This window comes from Alicyclobacillus acidocaldarius subsp. acidocaldarius DSM 446 (assembly GCF_000024285.1).
GTDB lineage: Bacteria > Bacillota > Bacilli > Alicyclobacillales > Alicyclobacillaceae > Alicyclobacillus > Alicyclobacillus acidocaldarius.
The window spans coordinates 2,413,366-2,433,185 of the sequence record NC_013205.1 but is presented as its reverse complement, the minus strand read 5'-3'; the positions used below and the strand labels follow the sequence as shown (position 1 = coordinate 2,433,185).

Annotated in this window: 21 protein-coding genes and 1 pseudogene; 14 read left to right on the top strand and 8 right to left on the bottom strand. The window is 64.9% G+C overall.

The window, feature by feature from the left end:
- Nucleotides 1–25: 25 nt before the first annotated feature.
- On the bottom strand, nt 26–523 hold the full coding sequence (locus AACI_RS11725; RefSeq protein WP_012811621.1) for a helix-turn-helix domain-containing protein: 498 nt from the start codon (nt 521–523) through the stop codon (nt 26–28).
- The gene (locus AACI_RS11720) at nt 520–912 is read right to left on the bottom strand and encodes a globin domain-containing protein (protein ID WP_012811620.1); all 393 of its coding nucleotides are present in this window, start codon (nt 910–912) and stop codon (nt 520–522) included. Before AACI_RS11720 ends, AACI_RS11725 begins: the two co-directional genes overlap by 4 nt.
- A 153-nt stretch (nt 913–1,065) precedes the next feature.
- On the opposite strand from AACI_RS11720, the gene AACI_RS11715 reads away from it, so the two are divergent.
- Both AACI_RS11715 and AACI_RS11710 read left to right on the top strand, forming a co-directional pair.
- The gene (locus AACI_RS11715; protein WP_012811619.1) at nt 1,066–1,443 is read left to right on the top strand and encodes a YlbF family regulator; all 378 of its coding nucleotides are present in this window, start codon (nt 1,066–1,068) and stop codon (nt 1,441–1,443) included.
- A complete protein-coding gene (locus tag AACI_RS11710; protein ID WP_012811618.1) occupies nt 1,440–2,123 on the top strand; it encodes a metal-dependent hydrolase in 684 nt (227 codons plus the stop codon). Before AACI_RS11715 ends, AACI_RS11710 begins: the two co-directional genes overlap by 4 nt.
- Nucleotides 2,124–2,177: 54 nt before the next feature.
- Here the strand turns inward: AACI_RS11710 and AACI_RS11705 are convergent, their stop codons facing one another.
- Nucleotides 2,178–2,429, bottom strand: coding sequence for a DUF3243 domain-containing protein (locus AACI_RS11705; protein WP_012811617.1), 252 nt, complete (start codon nt 2,427–2,429; stop codon nt 2,178–2,180).
- A 133-nt stretch (nt 2,430–2,562) separates the two neighbouring features.
- On the opposite strand from AACI_RS11705, the gene AACI_RS11700 reads away from it, so the two are divergent.
- Nucleotides 2,563–2,856: a hypothetical protein gene (locus AACI_RS11700; protein ID WP_012811616.1), complete on the top strand. Its 294-nt coding sequence runs from the start codon at nt 2,563–2,565 to the stop codon at nt 2,854–2,856.
- 112 nt (nt 2,857–2,968) lie between these two features.
- On the opposite strand, the gene AACI_RS11695 is transcribed toward AACI_RS11700, so the two are convergent.
- Nucleotides 2,969–4,213, bottom strand: coding sequence for a DNA polymerase IV (locus AACI_RS11695; RefSeq protein ID WP_280959730.1), 1,245 nt, complete (start codon nt 4,211–4,213; stop codon nt 2,969–2,971).
- Nucleotides 4,214–4,408: 195 nt separating this feature from the next.
- On the opposite strand from AACI_RS11695, the gene argR reads away from it, so the two are divergent.
- Entirely contained in the window at nt 4,409–4,861 is a 453-nt protein-coding gene (argR, locus tag AACI_RS11690; RefSeq protein ID WP_012811613.1) for an arginine repressor, read from the top strand.
- An 88-nt stretch (nt 4,862–4,949) separates the two neighbouring features.
- Nucleotides 4,950–5,873: a cysteine synthase A gene (cysK, locus tag AACI_RS11685; RefSeq protein ID WP_012811612.1), complete on the top strand. Its 924-nt coding sequence runs from the start codon at nt 4,950–4,952 to the stop codon at nt 5,871–5,873.
- Between the two features lie 318 nt (nt 5,874–6,191).
- On the opposite strand, the gene AACI_RS11680 is transcribed toward cysK, so the two are convergent.
- The 4 genes from AACI_RS11680 to AACI_RS11665 form a co-directional block, all read right to left on the bottom strand.
- Nucleotides 6,192–6,830 carry a hypothetical protein gene (locus AACI_RS11680; protein WP_245530594.1) on the bottom strand — a complete coding sequence of 213 codons (639 nt, stop codon included), beginning with the start codon at nt 6,828–6,830 and terminating at the stop codon, nt 6,192–6,194.
- Between the two features lie 127 nt (nt 6,831–6,957).
- A complete protein-coding gene (locus AACI_RS11675; RefSeq protein ID WP_012811610.1) occupies nt 6,958–7,149 on the bottom strand; it encodes a hypothetical protein in 192 nt (63 codons plus the stop codon).
- Nucleotides 7,146–7,388 (bottom strand): hypothetical protein, encoded by a 243-nt coding sequence (locus tag AACI_RS11670; protein ID WP_012811609.1) that lies wholly within the window; start codon nt 7,386–7,388, stop codon nt 7,146–7,148. The genes AACI_RS11675 and AACI_RS11670 overlap by 4 nt, the downstream gene beginning before the upstream one ends.
- Nucleotides 7,389–7,476: 88 nt before the next feature.
- Nucleotides 7,477–8,367: a YitT family protein gene (locus AACI_RS11665; protein ID WP_012811608.1), complete on the bottom strand. Its 891-nt coding sequence runs from the start codon at nt 8,365–8,367 to the stop codon at nt 7,477–7,479.
- A gap of 138 nt (nt 8,368–8,505) precedes the next feature.
- Between AACI_RS11665 and AACI_RS11660 the strand changes: the two genes are divergently transcribed.
- The 9 genes and pseudogenes from AACI_RS11660 (at nt 8,506) to AACI_RS11620 (ending at nt 19,690) form a co-directional block, all read left to right on the top strand.
- Entirely contained in the window at nt 8,506–9,813 is a 1,308-nt protein-coding gene (locus AACI_RS11660; RefSeq protein WP_012811607.1) for a DRTGG domain-containing protein, read from the top strand.
- Nucleotides 9,810–12,797, top strand: a complete 2,988-nt coding sequence (gene dnaE, locus AACI_RS11655; protein ID WP_245530592.1) for a DNA polymerase III subunit alpha — start codon at nt 9,810–9,812, stop codon at nt 12,795–12,797. Before AACI_RS11660 ends, dnaE begins: the two co-directional genes overlap by 4 nt.
- Nucleotides 12,798–12,896: 99 nt before the next feature.
- Nucleotides 12,897–13,094, top strand: a complete 198-nt coding sequence (locus tag AACI_RS11650) for a hypothetical protein (protein WP_008337480.1) — start codon at nt 12,897–12,899, stop codon at nt 13,092–13,094.
- Between the two features lie 43 nt (nt 13,095–13,137).
- The gene (gene accD, locus AACI_RS11645; RefSeq protein WP_012811605.1) at nt 13,138–14,037 is read left to right on the top strand and encodes an acetyl-CoA carboxylase, carboxyltransferase subunit beta; all 900 of its coding nucleotides are present in this window, start codon (nt 13,138–13,140) and stop codon (nt 14,035–14,037) included.
- Nucleotides 14,027–14,986, top strand: coding sequence for an acetyl-CoA carboxylase carboxyltransferase subunit alpha (locus AACI_RS11640; protein WP_012811604.1), 960 nt, complete (start codon nt 14,027–14,029; stop codon nt 14,984–14,986). Before accD ends, AACI_RS11640 begins: the two co-directional genes overlap by 11 nt.
- Nucleotides 14,987–15,082: 96 nt before the next feature.
- Nucleotides 15,083–16,498 (top strand): annotated as a pseudogene (gene pyk, locus AACI_RS11635) (pyruvate kinase); the annotation flags it as partial.
- A gap of 180 nt (nt 16,499–16,678) precedes the next feature.
- Nucleotides 16,679–17,662, top strand: coding sequence for a tryptophan--tRNA ligase (gene trpS, locus AACI_RS11630; protein ID WP_012811602.1), 984 nt, complete (start codon nt 16,679–16,681; stop codon nt 17,660–17,662).
- 45 nt (nt 17,663–17,707) lie between these two features.
- Complete coding sequence (locus AACI_RS11625; protein ID WP_008337492.1) at nt 17,708–18,388, top strand: response regulator transcription factor; 681 nt, start codon at nt 17,708–17,710, stop codon at nt 18,386–18,388.
- A gap of 3 nt (nt 18,389–18,391) precedes the next feature.
- Complete coding sequence (locus AACI_RS11620; protein WP_012811601.1) at nt 18,392–19,690, top strand: sensor histidine kinase; 1,299 nt, start codon at nt 18,392–18,394, stop codon at nt 19,688–19,690.
- Nucleotides 19,691–19,820: the final 130 nt, after the last annotated feature.

Here is a 19,820-nt window from a genome sequence, read left to right as displayed (position 1 = left end):
ACGCCTGGAGTCCCGGCTTCAACGACTAGCCCTGGAACGCCTGGATGAGTCGCCATGCCCGCTCCAGCTGGCGGCGCTTGTCGGGATCGGCCGTCACGTACGACTGGAGAAACGGCATTGCGTCGGGATGCATGCGGACGAAAAGGATAAGCCGCGCCTCGTCCTTGGTGAGGACAAGTTGCGTCACGCCGGGCGCGTCGCCAACTTCTCGCTCCGCCCGGTTAGGTTCCGAGGCTGCCGCTGCCCTGTCGCCAGGGTGGCTCTCGTTGGGCGCGGGCTTCGCTTGCCGCGACGCGGCTGAGGCGGTCAGATGCGGCGCAATCTGCGTCATCTCCACCCCGAGCGCCTCGGCAATTTGCGCGAGCGTCCGCTCGTCCGGCTGCCGCCTGTTGGTCTCGTACATGGCGATGGCGCTCGTCGAAAGGCGGGCGCGCTCCGCGAGCTTGGCCTGCGTGAGGCCCCGCTCCTTCCGCAGTTGGGCGATGCGTTCGCCCACCGGGGGCACGGGCGAGGACGGCGTCATGCCTCTTCCTCCTCTCCGGGCGTGTTGACCATGTGCAGCGCGATCCCGCCGAGCCGCTCGAGCATCGCGGCGCGCGCGGCGGGGGGAATGCCGGTCTCCTCCAGGGCTTGGGCCATGCATCGGAGCCAGTGCTCCGCGTGGCGCACGGTGATGGGAAACGGCAGGTGCCGAGCCCGAAGCATCGGGTGACCGCGGCGTTCGGTGTAGAGCCTCGGCCCGCCGAACAGTTGCGTCAAAAACCAGTACTGCCGCTCTTTGACCTCGTCAAACGTCGGCGGAAACAGCGGCCTCAAGAGTTCGTCCTGTGCGACGCGATCGTAGAAGGCGTCGACGAGCTTGCGAAAGGTGCTCGCGCCGCCGATGGCCTCGTAAAGCGTTGTGGTTGCCACAGAGGTCCACCCTCCTCTTCCGAACAGTATACCGAAAGCGAAGATGTTGCGCAGCGAAGCAGCTTCTGCGCGCGAGGACCTCGCTTCCCCGAGCTTTTTCCCATGACTTCTTCCGGCGGTATAATAGACCTGTACGGCAAGGGGGGACGGCGCGTGAACCCGTATGATCATGCGCACGCCCTGGCGCGGGCCATTCGCGAGTGGGAGCCTTATCAGCGCGCGAAGCGGGCCAAGGAGGCCATCGAGCGGGACGAGCCGACGAAGCAGATGGTGCTCGACTTCTATCGGCGCCAGTACCAGCTCGAGGTCAAGCGGCTCCGCGGCGAAGAGCCGGTGCAGGAGGAGCTTGAGACGTTGCGCAAGTTGTTCGAGATTGTCCAGTTGAATCAGGACGCGCGGGCGTACCTGGACGCCGATCTCGAGCTTCAGCGGCTGTGGATGGACGTCCAGCGCATCGTCTCCGAGCCGATGGAGGACGTCCGCCTTGCGTCGCTGGACGAAATCATGAGGGAAGTGGGGCGAGAGTCGTGAAACTGACGTACCATGGTCAGTCCTGTTTCGTGATCGAAAGCGGAGAACATCGCCTGGTCATCGATCCGTTTTTGAGTGGCAACCCGAACGCGGTGGCGAAGCCGGAGGACATCAAGGTCCAGTGGGTGGTTCTCACGCACGGCCATTCCGATCACGTCCTCGACGCGGAGACCATCGCGCGCAACAACAACGCGACGATCATCGCGGCGAATGAATTGGCCGTCTACTACGCGAGCAAGGGGCTGAACGTCCATCCGATGGGGATCGGCGGCAAGCGCGACTTCCCCTTCGGCCGCGTGAAGGTCACGCTCGCGTTCCACGGTTCCGGCGTGGAGACGGAAAACGGCCTGGTGTACGTCGGCCCGCCGGTCGGCTTCCTGCTGACCCTGGAGGGCAAGACCATCTACCACGCCGGGGACACCGGGCTGTTTGGCGACATGAAGATCCTCGGCGAATTGAACACCATCGATCTCGCGCTGCTCCCCATCGGCGACAACTTCACCATGGGCCCGGACGACGCGCTCATCGCCGCGGAATGGCTGAAAGCGAAAAAGGTCATTCCGATGCACTACAACACGTTCCCGCTCATCGCGCAGGACGGCGCGAAGTTCGTCGCAGACTGCAAGGCGCGCGGGATCGACGCGGTGGAGCTCAAAATCGGCGAGACGTTCGAGTTGTAATACGCGAACGAAAAGGCGCCGCCTCGGGCACACGGCCCGGACGGCGCCTCTTCTTCAGTGCGCGCGATCCGCCATTTTCACCATGATGCTCGCGATGGCGCGGCGCTCTTCATCGTCCGCCACGTTCCACATTTCCTTTAGAAGCTGTTGCTCAGGGTTCTTGGGATCCACCTTGCTCGCCAAAAACTCGCCGACCTTCGTGGCGATGTTCGCGAGCTGGTCCTGATTCAGGCCGGCTTCCTTGGCACGATCGACGTGTTCCCCGAGGAATTGCTTCCAGTTCTCGAAGGTCTCCATGACGCCCATGGCTCATCCTCCTCCAAGTGCAGTGGTTTCGTGCTCAATGTTCCCCGATGCCGCGAGGGTCATGCGGCGTGGCGCTGCGCATGTTTCGGAAGCCTGGCGCATATATGTCGGACAGGCAAAGGAGGAGGACGGTATGCGGAGAAAAGTGGGCGTGCCGAGACAGGTGCGGACGTACTCGGCCATTTACGGGCTTGCGGCGCTCGCGCTGGCGGCGTACGGCGTGCCGCGCCTGCCGAAGCTTGAGCACGGCCTCGCGGGCACGTTTTCGGCGCTTTGGCTGCTTCTGCTGGCGCTCTACATCGGGGCAAATCTGTACTTTTGGCTTGGGGCGGACCGCGAGCGGGCGCGGCAGCTCGAAGAGGCGGCGGTTCAAAGCCCGGTCCGGGAAGAGCGCCCTGGGCGCACGCGGCTTCGCGCGCGGGGATGAGAGCAGGCGGCTCGTCACGACCGCCTGCTGGTCCACGCCACCAGGCCGATGGCCAGGACGAGGCACGCTAGAATTGTCACAATCGGGTCAAGGTTGCCGTGCAAAGGATCCGTCACGGTGTTTCCTCCTCGTCATCCAATCGTTCGAGCGACGTGCCGCGCGCGTGCACGTCGTCCCTCTGCCCGGAAAGCGAGCGGCCCAGGCGAATGGCGCTCGGGCCGAACTTGGCGCGCACTTCGTCGATGGCGCGCTCGAGCTTCTCGAGCCGCTCGTCCCTCGGTTCTCCGGCGGTCGGCACGGCGTCCCACAGGTGAAGCTGGACGCCCTGTCCATCGCGCGGCACCAAGCCCTCCACCGAGACGCCGAGCAGTCGAACCGGCTCGGTCGGCCAAATCCGTTGAAAGAGAGCCCTCGCGGCTTGAAAAAGTTCACCCGTGTGGCGCACGTAGGTCGCCAGCGTATCCTGGTGGCGCGAGGTGCGCATGCGCCGATCCCGCACGGCCACGGCGACCACGCGGCCCATCAGGCCGTAGCGGCGCATGCGCGACGCGACGCGATCGCACAAATCCATCACGACGCCTTCGACCTCGGCGAACGTCTGCGCGTCCTTGGCCAGGGTCATCGAGTGGCCCACGCTCTTCGGCGGCTGAGGCTCCGTCTCGAGCGGGCGCGGATCGATGCCGTTGGCGCGCGCCTTCAGCTCGGCAGCCCGCGGTCCGAGCGCGCGGGCGAGGACGTCGAGCGACTGCACGGCGAGATCGCCGATGGTGAGGATGCCAAGGCGCCTGAGCCTCTTGGCGGTGCTGGGGCCGACCCCGTGCATATGCTCGATGGCGAGCGGCCACAGTAAGCTGCGAATGTTCTCGCTTCGAAGCTCCGTGATCCCCATCGGCTTCTTCATGTCGCTCGCCATCTTGGCCAGGAATTTGTTGGGCGCCACGCCGATGCTCGACGGCAGCCCAAGCGAGTCGAGCAGGCGGGCCTGGATGGCGCGGGCGAGATGAACCGGCCTGTCCCCGCCTGGCACGTGCGTGACGTCGGCGTAACACTCGTCGATGCTGACGATCTCGACGTCTGGCGTGAACTCGCGCACGATGGCAAACACCTTTCGCGCGTACGCGCGGTACAGGTGGAAGTCGGGCCGCACAACGATGAGCTCCGGGCAGCGCGCCAGGGCCTGGTGGACAGGCATGGGCGGCTTGACGCCTCGGGCGCGGGCCTCGTAGCTCGCGGTGACCACGATGCCGTGGCGCGTGGACGGATCGCCCGCGACGGCGATGGGTTTGCCTGCGTAACGCGCTGGATCGACGGCGGCGTGACACGAAGCGTAGAAGGCGTTCATGTCGATGTGAAGGATTTGCCGCTGCGAAATGCGAAATCACCTCTAGGCTAAGTGTACCGCATGCGACGGATGTGCGCTTGTGGATTTCGCGAACGCCTTCTACAGCCTCACCGTGAAATGTTCGGATCAAGCGCAGATGGATGCGGTAAAATTCCTGTTGGACAACATCGTTGAGCGACAAAAATGAGATTCATGAAAAGGAGACTGTCTGTGCAAAGCAAGGAGCAGCGCTTGATGCGCATTCGCGAGATTGTGAGCCAGAACGAGATTGAGACGCAGGAGGATTTGGTGCGCGCGCTCGAGGAGGCGGGATTCCCCGTCACGCAGGCCACCATCTCGCGCGATATCAAGGAGCTACAGCTCGTGAAGGTGGTGGGCTCGAACGGCAAGTACAAGTACGCCCTGCCCACCGCGGTGAACAAGGTCTCGGTGGACGCGCTGCAGCGGCGGCTGGCCGAGGTGTTCATTTCGCACGCGCGCGCCAACAACCTCATTGTCATCAAAGTGGCGCCTGGGAACGCGCACGCCATCGGCGCGCTGATGGACGCGCTGGATCCGCCCGGGTTGCTCGGCACCATCTGCGGAGACGACACGATGCTGCTCGTGTGCCAGGACGAGGAGGCCGCCGTCCGCCTGCTGAACGAGACGCTGAACATCGGGTGACGCTGGCGTTTCGCGTTTTCCGAGTTATACTATAGAAGTTGGCATATTTCTGCCGCGGCCTCGGCTGCGGCGCGTGAGGAGATTGGCCATGCCATTGTACAACTCGATTCTCGATCTCGTCGGTCACACGCCGGTCGTTCGCCTGAACCGCCTGCCGGATCCGAACGGCGCGAGCGTCTATGTGAAGCTCGAAGGCAAGAATCCGGCCGGCAGCGTGAAGGATCGGCCGGCCTTGAACATGATTTTGGAGGCGGAGCGTCAGGGCAAGCTCATCCCGGGCAAGAGCACCGTCATCGAGGCGACGTCGGGCAACACAGGCATCGGGCTCGCCATGGTCTGTGCCGCCAAAGGGTACCGCTGCATCATCACGATGCCCGAGAATGCCACGGAGGAGCGCGTCAAGTTGCTCAAGGCGTACGGCGCGGAGGTGCACCTGACGCCCGAGTCGAAGCGGATGAAGGGCGCCATCGAGCTCGCCGAGGAGCTCGCCGCGCGCATCCCGCACAGCTTCATCCCGGCCCAGTTCGACAATCCCGCGAATCCCGACGCGCACCGCAAGACGACGGCGCTTGAGATCCTCGAGGACTTCGAGGGCAAGCTCGACGCGCTCGTGTTGACCGCAGGAACGGGCGGCACCGTGACGGGCACGGGCGAGGTGCTGAAGCAGCGCATCCCGGGCATCAAGATCTATGTCGTCGAACCGAAGGGCTCGCCCGTTCTTTCGGGCGGTCAACCGGGTCCGCACAAAATCCCCGGCACCGGCCCGGGATTTGTGCCGAGCATCCTGAACCGCGAGGCGTTTGATGAGATCCTGCTCATTGACGATCACGACGCGCAGATGATGGCGCGCCGCGTCGCCGCCGAAGAGGGCATTCTGCTCGGGGCTTCCGGGGCGGCGTCTGTCTTTCACGGCCTGCGCATCGCCGCGACGCTGCCGAAGGAGGCGCGCGTGCTCTGCATGGCGCCGGATACCGGTGAGCGGTATCTTTCGTCCGATTTGTACCAGAGTTGACGCGCGTTGCATCGAAATTTCGGCGCGACCTTCGCAAAGATAGGTCTCAAGACTCATGTGATGAGCTCGCGGACCAGATATACTGACGGTGTGGTGTAGTTGACCTTGTTCTACACTGTACCTATCCCTGACTGCCCGGTCTGCGGGAAACCCCGTCTCAAGCGCGAGGCGGGGTTTTTGTTTCTTTGAGGCTTGCGTGACAGGACGCGGAAACCTTCGGTGACATACCCCTACCGGGGTGTCAACCGCAGTGGATGGCACCACGGGGCGGGCGGTGCCGCTATGCGAAGGGCGCCGCATGCGCGCGGCGCCCGTGTCCTAATCGGATAGTCCAGCCTGGAGCGTGCTGGTCATCTTCGCCAAGATCTTCGTGGCAGTCTTGATGTCCGACACCTTCTGCTGTTCAAGCTGCGTCATGTCGAGGAGCGCGGCGAGCAGTTCGCTGTTGTCCCCGGCGGCGTGGGCCTGCTGAAGGATTTGGAAGTCGGCGGATACCTCCGCCTGCGTGTACAGCGCATCCTCGAGGTACGACACCACGGCCGTGGAATCCGGCGTCTGCTGGGTCAAGATGTCGAGATCGCCCACCTGGACGAACAGTTGAAGCGCGTTGATATACGCGTTGAAGGCCGTCTGCAGTTGAGCCTGCGCCTGCTTGTCGCTCTGCGTGGCCTGCTTGTAGGCCTGGAGCGTCTGCTGGAGCGCCTGATCGATGGCCGCATGCGACGTGGGCAGGGACTGTGTCGGCAGCGGCGGATGCGCAATCTGCGTCGGATGAATGGTTTCGTACGGTGCAATCGCCTGCTCAAACTGCGTGATAATCTGGTGGATGTTCGGCCGAGTTCCACTGCCTGCGGGCGATCCGTCCGTGCCGTTGCCGGTGGTGTCGTTGGCCACGGCCAACAGCACGGCGTTGGGGAGGGTGCGCGCTTCGGCCGCCGGCACTGCGCACAGGGACATGAGGCTCGCGGCTGACGCCGCGATGGCAAGAAAAAGACCCCGAGTCACAGAAGTCACCTCGATTGTGTGTTACCAAACTCATTCGTGACGTCGAGGCGAAACTGTGGGGGTCCCGCGTGGGGCTCAATCATTTTCCGGCGGACTGGCGCAACCGCTCCACGCCGTAGGCGGTGAGAAACGCGGCCGCCGTGATGGCCAGGTGCTGCGAGAAGTGGGCCACCGGCCGCACGTCGTCGATCACGCCCGGCAAATACGTGGCCGCGAGCGCCGCCGCGCCGACGTACGCTGCACCGGCGTAAAACCAGGGCGAAAGCTTCACGACCGCGCCACCTCCTCCGCATCGGCTGCTCCGTACTCGCGCTCCTCGGTTCGCTGGCGCGCCGCGCTCTGCGCCGCATAGCGGGCGGCTTCGAAGCCCAGCAATCCACCCGACACGAGGAACAGCGCGTGCGCCAAGGCGTGATGAAGGACGGACGCGTCCGCCCACGCGTCGACGCTCGGCCACACACCCATGGCCCATGCTGCGAGGGCCGCGACGATGGTCAACGGGATCTTCAAGGGCAATCGACCTCCCTGCGAGTGTTTCGAGACTGACGCTCCTTACAAGTTTGCTCGCAGAGATGAAAAGTTAAACCTGGCGGCCTCGTCACGGCGCGCTTTGCCGGAATCGCCCGACGACCTCCGTCGTGTCGAGGATGGTGATGAACGCGTCCGGATCGAGCGACTGGACGATTTCCTTGAGATCCGCAATTTCGAGGTGCGTCATGGCGCAAAGCAGCACGCCGCGCTCTCGCTGCGTGTAGGCGCCGTACGCGCGCATGACGGTCGAACCGCGCACGAGCCGCTGGCCGATGGCGCTCGCCACCTCGCTTGGCTTCGAGGTCACGATGAGCGCCGTCTTCCGCTGCTGGAAATGCATGAGGCCCGAGACGACACGGGACGCGGCGTACATGCTGACGAGGGTGTACAATCCCGCGGGCACGCCGAAGACCAGCATGGACAAAAGGACAATGGCGGCGTTCATCACGAAGCTCACGGAGCCGATGTTGCGCCCCGTCAGGCGGTGCACCACGAGGCTCACGATGTCCGTCCCGCCCATGGAGCCGCCGACGCGGATGACGAGCCCCGACGACAGCCCCGTGAGCACGCCGCCGTATAGGCCCATGAGCAGCGGATCGGTCGGCGCGGAAAAATGGAGGCGGACAAAGTCCGCGAGCGCGGAGAAGCCGAGGATGGCAATGCCGGTCTGAAAGATAAACCGGCGCCCGAGGTATCGATACCCGAGGATGAAGAGCGGGATGTTGAACACGAAGTACATGGTGCCCACGCCGAGCGCAGGGACGTAGTGATGGAGGATCTGCGCCACGCCGGTCACGCCGCCGGCGAGGATGTGGGCGGGGGTGAGGAAGTTGTTGACCGCGACGGCGCCCACGAGATCCGAGAACAGGATGACCGCGATGCGCCAGGTCCAATCGAGCGCGGGATGAGAGGCGCCGCGCATGCCCACCATTCGGCGCACGTCGTCGTATACGCGCATGACTCACGTCTCCTCATCGCACAGGCTTTGCCACCATTCTACACGGATTTTGAAGGCAATTGACGACAGGTTCGTGAAAGCTATGATCAAGCTAGATTCTAAGCCGCGAGGGACCGCCAGGCGGTCCGAGGAGGATCCGTGACGACCAAACATCAGCAAATCCTGGAGTACATCCGATCGCTGCCGGTTGGATCCCAGATTTCCGTTCGAAAAATCGCGCGCGTGTTGAACGTGTCCGAGGGGACGGCCTACCGCGCCATCAAAGAAGCTGAGGCGGAGGGCTTCGTGTCCACGCTGGACCGCATCGGCACGGTGCGCGTGGAAAAGAAGGAGAAGGAGCAAATTGAGCGCCTGACCTTCGCGGAAGTGGTGCGCATCGTGGAGGGCACGGTGCTCGGCGGGAAAGAGGGCCTGCATAAGACGCTCAGCCGCTTCGTCATTGGCGCCATGCGCACCGAGTCCATCAGCCGGTATCTGAGCCCCGGGTGTCTCATGATTGTGGGCAACCGGGAGCAAGTCCAGCGCATGTCGCTCAAGAGCGGCGCTGCGGTGCTCATCACGGGTGGTTTCACGGCCTCGCCCATGGTCGAGAAGCTCGCCAACGAGTATCAGTTGCCGCTCATCTCGTGCTCATACGACACGTTCACCACCGCTTCGCTCATCAACCGCGCGCTGTACGACCGGCTGATCAAAAAGGACATCCTCTACGTGGAAGACGTGCTGCAAAATCAGCCGCTCGTGAGCCTGCGGCCCGACGACACCGTGCGCAAGTACTATCACCTCGTCGAGGAGTCCGGCCACTCGCGCATGCCGGTGGTGGACGCCAACGGCCGGCTCGTCGGCATCATCAGCCCGCGCGACGTGGCGGAGGCGGAGCTTGACGCCCCCGTCTCCCGCTACATGACGCGCAACCCGGTGTCCGTCACGCCGAAGACGACCATCGCGTCGGCCGCGCACCGGATGGCGTTCGAGGGCTTCGAGATCATGCCCGTGGTGAAGGACAAGGACGTGATCGGCGTGATCACGCGCCAGGACGTGATCCGGGCGCTGCAGATCATGAACCGACAGCCGCAGGTGGGGGAGACCGTCGAGGACGTCGTGGTTCGGGATTTCAACGTGGTGCAGACCCCGGACGGCTCCGCCGTGTTGCGCGGCCAGGTCACGCCGCAGATGACGACCTCGGGCGGCACGCTCGCGACGGGATCGCTCACGACCATCATCCAGGAGGCGGCGCGCGTCTGCCTGCGCAGGGCGCGTCATGTCGACATGCTGATCGAGAACATGACGCTGTACGTGCTACGGCCCGTGCCGGTCGACACCACCATCGACGCGCGGGCGCGCGTGTTGAACGACGGACGGCGCTATGCCAAGGTGGAGGTCGAGATCGCGGACAAGAACGACGTGTTCGCGAAGGCGCTCGTCACCGCGCAGTGGATCGAGAGGTGAGCACGGTGGACTTTGTGCACCTGCACGTGCATTCCGCGTTTTCGTTTCGCGAGAGCCTGTTGCGCGTGGAGGACATCGTACGGGCCGCCAAGGCCTGCGAGATGCCGGCCGTGGCCATCACGGACACCAACGCGATGTACGGCGCGCTCAGCTTCTACCGCCTCGCGCGCGCGGAAGGGATTTCCCCCATCCTCGGCATGCAGGTGTCGCTCGCCGTCGGCGAGGAGGAGGCCGCGCCCGGGCGGGCGGCCGAATGGCTCGATACCGTGGTGGTGCTCGCGATGGGCATGGAGGGGTATCGCCGGCTCACGCGGCTCGCGACGAGCGCGCGCTGGAAGCGGCCGGTGCCGCACGTGACCCTCCGCGAACTCGCCGAGAGTTCGGATGGGCTGGTGGTGCTCTGTGGCGGGCCGGAGTCGCGCCTGTTTGACTTCCTCGCCCGGGGCGAGGCGGAGGCGGCCGAGCGGCGGCTTTTGCAGGTGGCAGGCGCCGTGCCCGTGGGCCAGTTGTTCGTCGAAGTGCAGGATCACGGCCTTCGGCGGGAGCGCGAGGGGCTGCCTTCGCTCATTCAGTTGGCCAAGCGTTATGATGTGCCGCTTGTGGCGACGCACGATGTCCGCTATCTCGCGCGTGAGGACGCGTCGTGGCATCGCGCGTACGCGCAGCTCGCGCGGGCCGATGCAGCCGAGCGGTTCGCGACGGACGAGTTTCACTTCGCGACGAAGGCGGAGATGGCGGACCGGTTTGCCAACTTGCCGGAGGCCCTCGGGCGGACGGCCGAGATCGCGGAGATGTGCGCGCTCGACCTGCCGCTTCATCAGGTGCGGATGCCGCGCTACGCGACGAAGGACGGCCGGCCGGCGGACGAGGTGCTGCGCGAGGCTGCGCGCGCGGGCGCCGCGAGGCGGTACGGCGCGCTCTCGCCCGAGGTGGAGGAGCGGCTCGAGCGCGAGCTCGACGTCATCTGCCGCATGGGGTACGCCGATTACTTTCTCGTGGTGGCGGACTTCATTCGGCACGCGCACCAACAGGGCATTTCCACGGGCCCGGGCCGCGGATCGGCGGCGGGCAGCCTGGTCGCGTACGCGCTTCGCATCACGGATGTGGATCCCATTCGGCACAAGCTTCTGTTCGAGCGGTTCCTGAACCCCGCGCGCGTGTCGCTGCCGGACATCGACACGGACTTCGAGTTCGAGCGGCGCGGCGAGGTCATCCGCTACGTGATCGAGAAGTACGGGCGCGATCGCGTCGCTCAGATCGGCACGTTTGGCACGCTGCAGGCCCGGGCGGCCTTGCGGGACGCGGGCCGCATGACGGGGGCGGATCCGGCGCTCGTCGACCGCTTGGCGAAGCTCGTGCCGGGCGTGGTGCACGCGTCGCTCGACGGCGCGTATCAGGAGTCCGCGGCGTTCCGGGAGCTCGTCGACGGCAGTCCGGACGCCAGGCGGCTGTTTGAGGCGGCCAAGCGGATTGAGGATCTGCCGCACCACACGTCCATTCACGCGGCGGGCGTCATCATCTCGCCCGAGCCTATCGCGGACTGGATTCCGCTCGATCTCGCCGCGGACGACACGCCGGTCACGGCGTATCCCATGGAGGATGTCGAGGCGCTCGGGTTCGTCAAGATGGATTTTCTCGGCCTCAAGACGCTGACGCTCATCGATCGCTGCCTCGACTCGATTCGCAAACGCACGGGCGTGACCATCGATTGGCGGCAGGTGGACGAGGGCGACAAGGCCACGTACGCCCTGTTGACCCGCGCCGACACGAACGGCGTCTTTCAGCTGGAGTCGGCCGGCATGCGGCGCGTGCTGCGGGAGCTTCGCCCCACCAGCTTGGACGACGTGATCGCCGTCATCTCGCTCAACCGCCCGGGGCCGATGGAGAACATCCCCGCCTTCTGCGACGCGAAACATGGACGGCGCCCCGTCACGTATCCGCATCCGGATCTCGAGCCCATTCTGGCGGACACCTACGGGGTCATCGTGTATCAGGAGCAAATCATGCAGATTGCGAGCCGGATGGCGGGGTTTTCCCTGGCCGAGGCGGATCTGTTGCGGCGGGCCGTGTCAAAGAAGAAGCGCGAGATCCTGGACGAGGAGCGCGCTCGCTTTGTCGACGGGTGCGTGCGGCGCGGGTACAGCGAGGAGACGGCGCGCGAGGTGTATGATCTCATCGTGCGCTTCGCGGATTACGGGTTCAATCGCTCGCACGCGGCGGCGTACGCGGTGCTCGCGTTTCGAACTGCGTATCTGCGGGCGCACTTTCTGCCGGATTTTTTGGCGGCGCTCCTCACGCTCTCGATGGGGGCACCGGACAAGATTCGGCTGTACGAGCAGGACGCGAGGCGCCACGGCATCCAGGTGAGGCCCCCGTCTGTCCTGCGGAGCGAGCGGGGGTACACCGTGGAAGAGGACGGGAGCCTGCGCGCGGGCCTCATCTCCATTCGAAACGTCGGGGAGGCGGCGGTCGATCACATCCTGTCCCTAAGGTCCGAGAAGCCGTTTGCGTCTCTGGTCGATTTCCTGCGGCGCATCGAGCCCCGCATCGTCAATCGCAAGGCGCTCGACAGCCTCTTTGCGGCGGGGGCGCTCGACGAGTTTTTCCCGGAGAACGCCTCGCGGGACGTGCGCCGCCAGATGTACGAGGAGGCGCTGTTGCGCGCGGAGGAGAGCCGGCAGTGGGCGGCGCTCGACCTGTTCGTCGAGGCGGAGGCGAAGAGCGCTTCCGAGGCAAGCGGGGGTGCGTCGGCCACATCCGCCAAGCGCCTGTACATCCGGTACCGCAGCCGGGGCGGCGCACAGGTGTTGCGCGAGATCCAGCGACTGCTCGCGATGTCTCCCGGGGAGACGGAGGTCGCGCTCTACGACGCCTCCACGGGGCGGGCGCGGCTGCTCGGCTCGCGCTATCGCGTGGAGGTGACGCAGGATTTGGTGGCCGCGCTCGAAGAGCGCGTGGGGCTTGGCAACGTTCGGCTGAAGTGAGGCTGGCAGCTCGCCCTGGTTTCTGCATGTGCCTGTTCGGACAGACATGGTATAATGCGGGCAAGAGTGATCATGATGCTTGCTAGGAGCGTAAGAGCCATGTGGACGGTCATCTACATTGCGCCGACATCGCAGCAGGCGGAGCGGATTCGCCTGAGGATGACGGAGGAAGGCTTCCTAGTCAAGGTGAAGAAGGCGCGCGGCGCGAAAGAGCAATATGAGATTCTGATTCCAGAGAGCGAGCTCGACGAGGCGCAGGACGTGCTGCGGGACATCCTGCACTCGTCGTTGTCGTGACGGCGCGCTTCGGGCGCAACAGCGGGGTTAAAGAGGTGGGGTTGTGTTAAAAGATCTGTTCAACCGACGGCGCCAATACGTCACGGTGGGGACGGGCGAGGAGGCGCCTGAGGCGCGGCCGGCAAGGCCTGCAGTGGAGCGGGATGTGCCGAAGGGCCTCGTGCAAAAGTGCGACGGGTGCGGCGCCCTGCTTTTGGCGAAGGAATTGCAGAAGCATCTGTACACGTGCCCGGAGTGCAATCACCACTTTCGCATTGGGGCGCGCACGCGCATCGAGATCACGGTCGACGAGGGGACGTTCCGCGAGATTGACGCTCGGTTGACCTCGACGAATCCGCTCGGCTTTCCTCAATACGAGGAGAAGCTGGAGGCCGCCATGCGCGCCACCGGCCTTCTCGAGGGCGTGGTGACGGGCGAGGCCGAGCTCGACGGCGTGCCCATCCTCATCGGTGCAATGGATCCGGGATTCATGATGGGCAGCATGGGATCCGCGGTAGGCGAACGCATCGCGCGGGCGATGGAGCGAGCGGCGGAGAGCAAGCGCCCGCTTGTTTTGTTCACGGCGTCTGGCGGCGCGCGGATGCAGGAGGGCATTCTGTCCCTCATGCAGATGGCCAAGACCAGCGTGGCGCTCCGGCGAATGGCGGAGGCGCGGGTGCTGTTCATCTCGGTCATCACGCATCCCACCACGGGCGGCGTGAGCGCGAGCTTCGCGAGCCTCGGCGACGTCATTGTCGCGGAGCCGGGCGCCATGTTTGGGTTCGCGGGCCGGCGCGTCGTGGAACAGACCATGAGGCAGAGTCTGCCTGACGATTTCCAGACGGCGGAGTTCAACCTGAAGCACGGCATGATCGACAAGGTCGTGCACCGAAAGCAGATGCGCCAGACGCTGGGGGCGCTGGTGCGCATTCACACTGCTCGGGGGTGGGCGCATGGCGAATGAGTTGGACTTCGAGCGGCCCATCGCCGAGCTGAAGGCGAAGATCGCCGAGCTCAAGGCGTTCATGGAGAAGAACGAGATCGACCTTCAGGGCGAGGTCGACAAGCTGGAGGAGCGGCTGAAAGAGCTCACGGAGACCACGTACGCGAATCTCACGCCGTGGCAGCGCGTCCAACTCGCCCGCCAAATTGGGCGGCCCACCACGCTCGATTACATCCGCGGGCTGTGCGACGAGTTCGTGGAGCTGCACGGCGACCGTCACTTCGCGGACGATCTTACCATCGTCGGCGGCGTCGGGCTCATCTCCGGTCAGCCCGTGACCGTCATCGGCCATCAGAAGGGGCGGGACACGAAGGAGAACATCCGCCGCAACTTCGGCATGGCGAATCCGGAGGGCTATCGGAAGGCGCTTCGGCTGATGAAGCAGGCGGAGAAGTTCGGCCGGCCCGTGGTCTTCTTCATCGACACGCCGGGCGCCTACGCGGGCATGTCGGCCGAGGAGCGGGGGCAGAGCGTGGCCATCGCGGAGAACCTTCTCGCCATGGCCGGCCTGCGCGTGCCGACGCTGTCCATCGTCACCGGCGAGGGCGGGAGCGGCGGCGCGCTCGGACTCGGGATCACCGATCGGATTTACATGCTCGACTACGCGTGGTACTGCGTCATCGCGCCGGAGTCGGCGGCCGCCATCCTGTGGAAGGACGCGAAGCTCGGGCCGAAGGCGGCCGAGGTCATGCGGCTCACGGCCAAGGATCTGCTCGATCTCGGCGTGATCGACCGCATCATCGAGGAGCCGATGGGCGGCGCGCAGAAGGACCCGGAGTGGATGGTGCGAAAGGTGCGGGAGGTCGTGATCGAGGGGTTGCGCGAGCTTTTGTCCGTGCCTATTGATGAACTGCTCGAGGCGCGATACCATAAGTATCGGCAAATGGGAACCTACGTCGAACGGCCGTGAAGCGGTGTCCGGCGCCGCCGGACTTTCCGCTTCTTCCTTTGTGTGCGCGCCTGCGCACGGGGCGAGGTCGAAAGTTTCGCGAAGAGAGGGTTAGGCATGCGAAAGACGAAGATTGTGGCCACCATCGGGCCTGCGAGCGAATCGCTCGACATGTTGACCAAGCTGATTGAGGCCGGTTTGGATGTCGCCCGACTCAACTTCTCCCACGGTACATACGAAGAACACGCGGAGCGCATCCGGCGCATTCGCGAGGCGTCGGCCCGCGTGGGCAAGCACGTCGGCATCATGCTTGACATCAAGGGACCGAAAATTCGAACGGGCAAGATCCAAGGCGGCCAGGTGGAGCTGAAGGACGGGGACGAGATCGTCCTCACCATTGATCCGGTGGAGTACGGCACGAAGGAGCGCGTGTGGGTCTCCTACGAAGGGCTCGTGGAAGACGTGTATCCCGGCGCGCCAATTCGCATCGACGACGGGCTCATTGGACTCGAGGTCATCCAGGTCAAGGGCCACGACATTTACTGCCGCGTCACCAACGGCGGCGTGCTGAAGGACAACAAGGGCATCAACGTCCCGGGCGTGACGCTCAGGATTCCGGGCGTCACCGAGAAGGACAAGGCGGACATCCGCTTCGGCATTGAGCACGGCGTCGACATGATCGCGGCGTCGTTCGTGCGCAAGGCGGCGGACGTGCTCGAGGTGCGCCGAATTCTGGAGGAGCACAATTATCAGGCGGACATCATCTCGAAGATCGAGACGCGCGAGGGGCTGGATCGGCTCGACGAGATCGCGCAGGTGTCGGACGGCATGATGGTGGCCCGCGGCGATCTCGGCGTGGAGATCCCGACGGAAGAGGTGCCGCTCGCGCAGAAGCGGATTATCTCCATCTGCAACCGGTACGGCAAGCCGGTCATCACGGCGACGCAGATGCTCGATTCGATGCAGCGCAATCCGCGGCCCACGCGCGCCGAGGCGAGCGACGTGGCGAACGCCATCTTCGACGGCACGGACGCCATCATGCTCTCGGGCGAAACAGCGGCGGGGCGGTATCCGCTGGAATCCGTGCGGACGATGGCGCAGATCGCGGAGCGGGCCGAGGCCGCCATCGCGCACGACGAGGTGGCGTACCGGCACCGCACGGAGGTCACGCACACCGTGTCCGACTCGCTCGCGCACGCCGTGCGCACGCTCGCGGCCGATCTCGACGTGATCTCCATCATCACGGCGACGACGTCCGGGCACACCGCCCGCTGTGTGTCCAAGCACCGGCCCATGACGCCCATCATCGCGGTCACGCCGTTCGATCACGTCGCGCGGCGCCTGACGCTCTACTGGGGCGTCCTTCCCGTCGTCGTCCCGGACATCGCGGGCACGACGGACGAGTTGCTCGCGAGTTCCGTTCAAGGGGCGCTCTCGACTGGCTATGTGCACAAGGGCGATCGCGTCATCATCATGGGCGGCATTCCCGCGGGCACGGCGGGCACGACGAACTTCATGAAGGTGCACACGGTCTGAGGCGCTCACCGGTTCGAGCCTGGATAGAGGCGCGCGCGGAATTCCCCGCTTTGAAGGGGAATTCCGCTTTCGTTTATGATGGAGAACGAATGGCGCTTGGCGCACATCGGCGAGAACCCCAGAATGGGGCGCAATTCAGATTTGAACCGAATTTGAACAGTTGGGAGAATGATGTTCATGAAACGCGTGTTGTCGGGCATTCAGCCATCCGGCACCCTGACCATCGGCAATTACCTCGGCGCGATTCGCAACTTCGTCAAGTTGCAGGACGAGGCGGATTGTCTGTTCTGCGTGGTGGACATGCACGCCATCACGGTGCCGCAGGACCCGGAGGCACTCCGCCACAACACTCGAGCGGTGGCGGCGTTGTACCTGGCGTCGGGCATTGACCCTGAGAAGGCGACGGTGTTTGTCCAGTCGCACGTTCCCCAGCACGCCGAGCTCGGGTGGATCCTGCAGTGCTTCACCTACCATGGCGAGCTCGAGCGCATGACACAATTCAAGGACAAGTCGAGTCGCCACGAGGTGGTCACGGCGGGGCTGTTCACCTATCCCGTGCTGATGGCCGCGGACATTCTGCTCTACAACGCGCATCTCGTGCCGGTCGGCGAGGATCAGAAGCAGCACCTCGAACTCACGCGCGACGTCGCGGGTCGATTCAATCGGCGGTTCGGGGACACGTTCGTCGTGCCTGAACCCTATATCCCGGAGATTGGCGGGCGCATCATGAGCCTCGAAAATCCGGAGAAGAAGATGAGCAAGAGCGACGAAAGCGCGAACGCCTACATCTCCATGCTGGACGATCCGGACACCATACGTAGAAAAATCGGCCGCGCGGTGACCGACTCGGAGCGAGAGGTCCGCTTTGATCCGGAGAGGAAACCCGCCGTCAGCAACCTGATGACGATTTACGCGCTCTGTGCCGACGTGTCGCTCGAGGACGTCGAGCGGAGATTCGGGGGCCAGGGCTACGGGCCGTTTAAGAAGGAGCTGGCCGAGGTCGTGATCGAGCGCTTGGCGCCCATTCAGGCTCGCTACCAGGAGGTCATGGCGTCGAGCGAGCTCGACGACGTGCTGCGCAAAGGGGCGGAACGGGCGCGGGAACTTGCCGCGGCCACGCTCCGGGATGTGCAGCGCAAGGTCGGCTTTCTGCAGGTCTGAGCCGCGCCGAACCGCCCGCCGCGCGGGCGCAGGGAGGGATGCGGAATGCGGCTTTTGGTGGTGGAGGACGAGGCGACGCTCCGGCGAGAGCTGGTCCAACTGTTTCAACAGCGTGGCTACACCGTGGACGCCGTGGACACGGTGTTCGCGGCGGTGGAGCACGGCATGAGCGGCGCGTACGACTGCATCGTGCTCGATTACATGCTGCCCGACGGGGACGGGATCGAGGCCCTGACGCAGCTTCGCGAGGCGGGGTGCACCACGCCCATCCTCATGCTCACGGTGAAGAACGATCCGAAAGACCGCGTGCTCGGGCTGAACAAGGGCGCGGACGACTACCTGGGCAAGCCGTTTCATCCCGACGAGCTCCTCGCCCGGGTGGGGGCGCTCGTCCGGCGCTCGCCCGCGCTCACCGACGACGAGGTGCTCGAGCACGGGCGCGCCAAACTGCACACGCGTTCGCGCAGCCTCGAGTACGACGGTCGAACCCTGGAACTCACGAGCAAGGAGTTCGCCCTGATGGAGGCGCTCTTCCGCCACAAGCACCAGGTCATGACCCGCGATCAGCTGATCGCGAAGGTCTGGGGTCCGGACGCGGAAGTGGCGGACAGCGCGCTCGACACCTACATCTACTTCCTGCGAAGGAAGTGCTCCAACATCGGCTGGAAAAACGCCATCGTCACGGTGCGCGGCCGGGGCTATGCGCTGCAGCCGGAGGGCGAGTGACCGATGTTCCGCCGCATGTACATCACCGTGGCGAGCCTCCTCATCGTGAGCACGGGGCTTTTGCTCGTGCTCGTGGGACTCGCCGTGTACCACGAGCTGACGAACGACGTGGCCAGGGACGCGGAGCAGGCGATGGCCGAGGCCGTGCCGGCGGTCGAGCGGGCACTCACGGAGAGCGTGTATCGGGATGGCCTCGGTCCCCCCGTCCGGGACGATCTCGGCAACACTATCTTCTACTACGCCGTGGGACCGGCGGCCGTCGCCCATTCGCCGCACGCGCCCGTCCCGTTTTCGGTCGTGCACGGCGAGGCGGTGCTGAAACACTTCGTGACGTTCACGTATGACAACGAGCCGTATCGTCTGTACACCGTGGTCGTGCCGGATCCGACCATGGCGCCTGCCCTCATCCAGACGTCGTACCAAGGTTCGGTCGACGGGCTTTCGGCCCGAGGGCTGTTGGCCACGGGTGCCTTGAAGGCGGCGGTGCGCGGCATCGCGGGTTCGCCCGCCCTCACGCCGACGCGATCGACCGTGGTGCTCTACATGTACTGTCTCATCACGCAAGAGCGATCCATGCTCACGCACACGCTCCACCTCATGGAGTTCATCGGCGGCGCGGGATTTTTGCTTGCCATCGCGGGCGATCTCGTCCTGGCGCGGCGGCTCGTCCAGCCCGCCTTTCAGACCTGGGCGGCGTACCAGGAGGCGGTGCTGGAGTTGTCCCACGAGCTACAGACGCCCATCGCCACCGCCAGCGCGATGCTCGCCAACCGCGACGTGCCCGAAGAGGCGGCGAACGAGATCCGGCGCGAGCTGGACCGAGCATCGAAGATGATCTCGGACATGCTCTACCTCTCGAAGCTGCGCTCGGGCTTGGTCGACGATCCGCCCGAACCCGTGGCGGTGTCGGATCTCACGCTCGAAATTGCTGAGCGGTATCAGCCCATCGCGCGCGCGGAGGGCATCGAGCTTCGCGGGCAGGCCGAAGAGGGGCTCTACGTGTACACCAATCAGGGCGAGTGGGAGCGGCTGGTGAGCACGCTGCTCAAAAACGTGATCGATCACGCCAAGCGCCCGTCGACCGCCGTCTGGTCCTTGTATCGACAGGGCCAGTGGGTCGTGCTCACGGTCGAGAACGACGTGGCGCCGACGGCCGGGGAAAGACCCCGCGCGCCGGAGCGCGGCGTCGGCCTGCAGATTGTCGAACGCCTGGTCCACCGAATGCGCGGGCGTTTGCGGATTGACGCGGATGAAGATCGATTTTTTGTCGAGTTGCACGTGCCGCTTTTGCGCCCTCATTGAGAGCGATTGCATGAGCGGCCCGGCGTGCTATATGATGGGTGAGGATGCACTGCGAGACAAGGGCGGGCGGCGGGAAGCTGCGCCGCTCCTTGTTGCGCACGGTCATCGAGAGAGAATGCATCGAGATTGG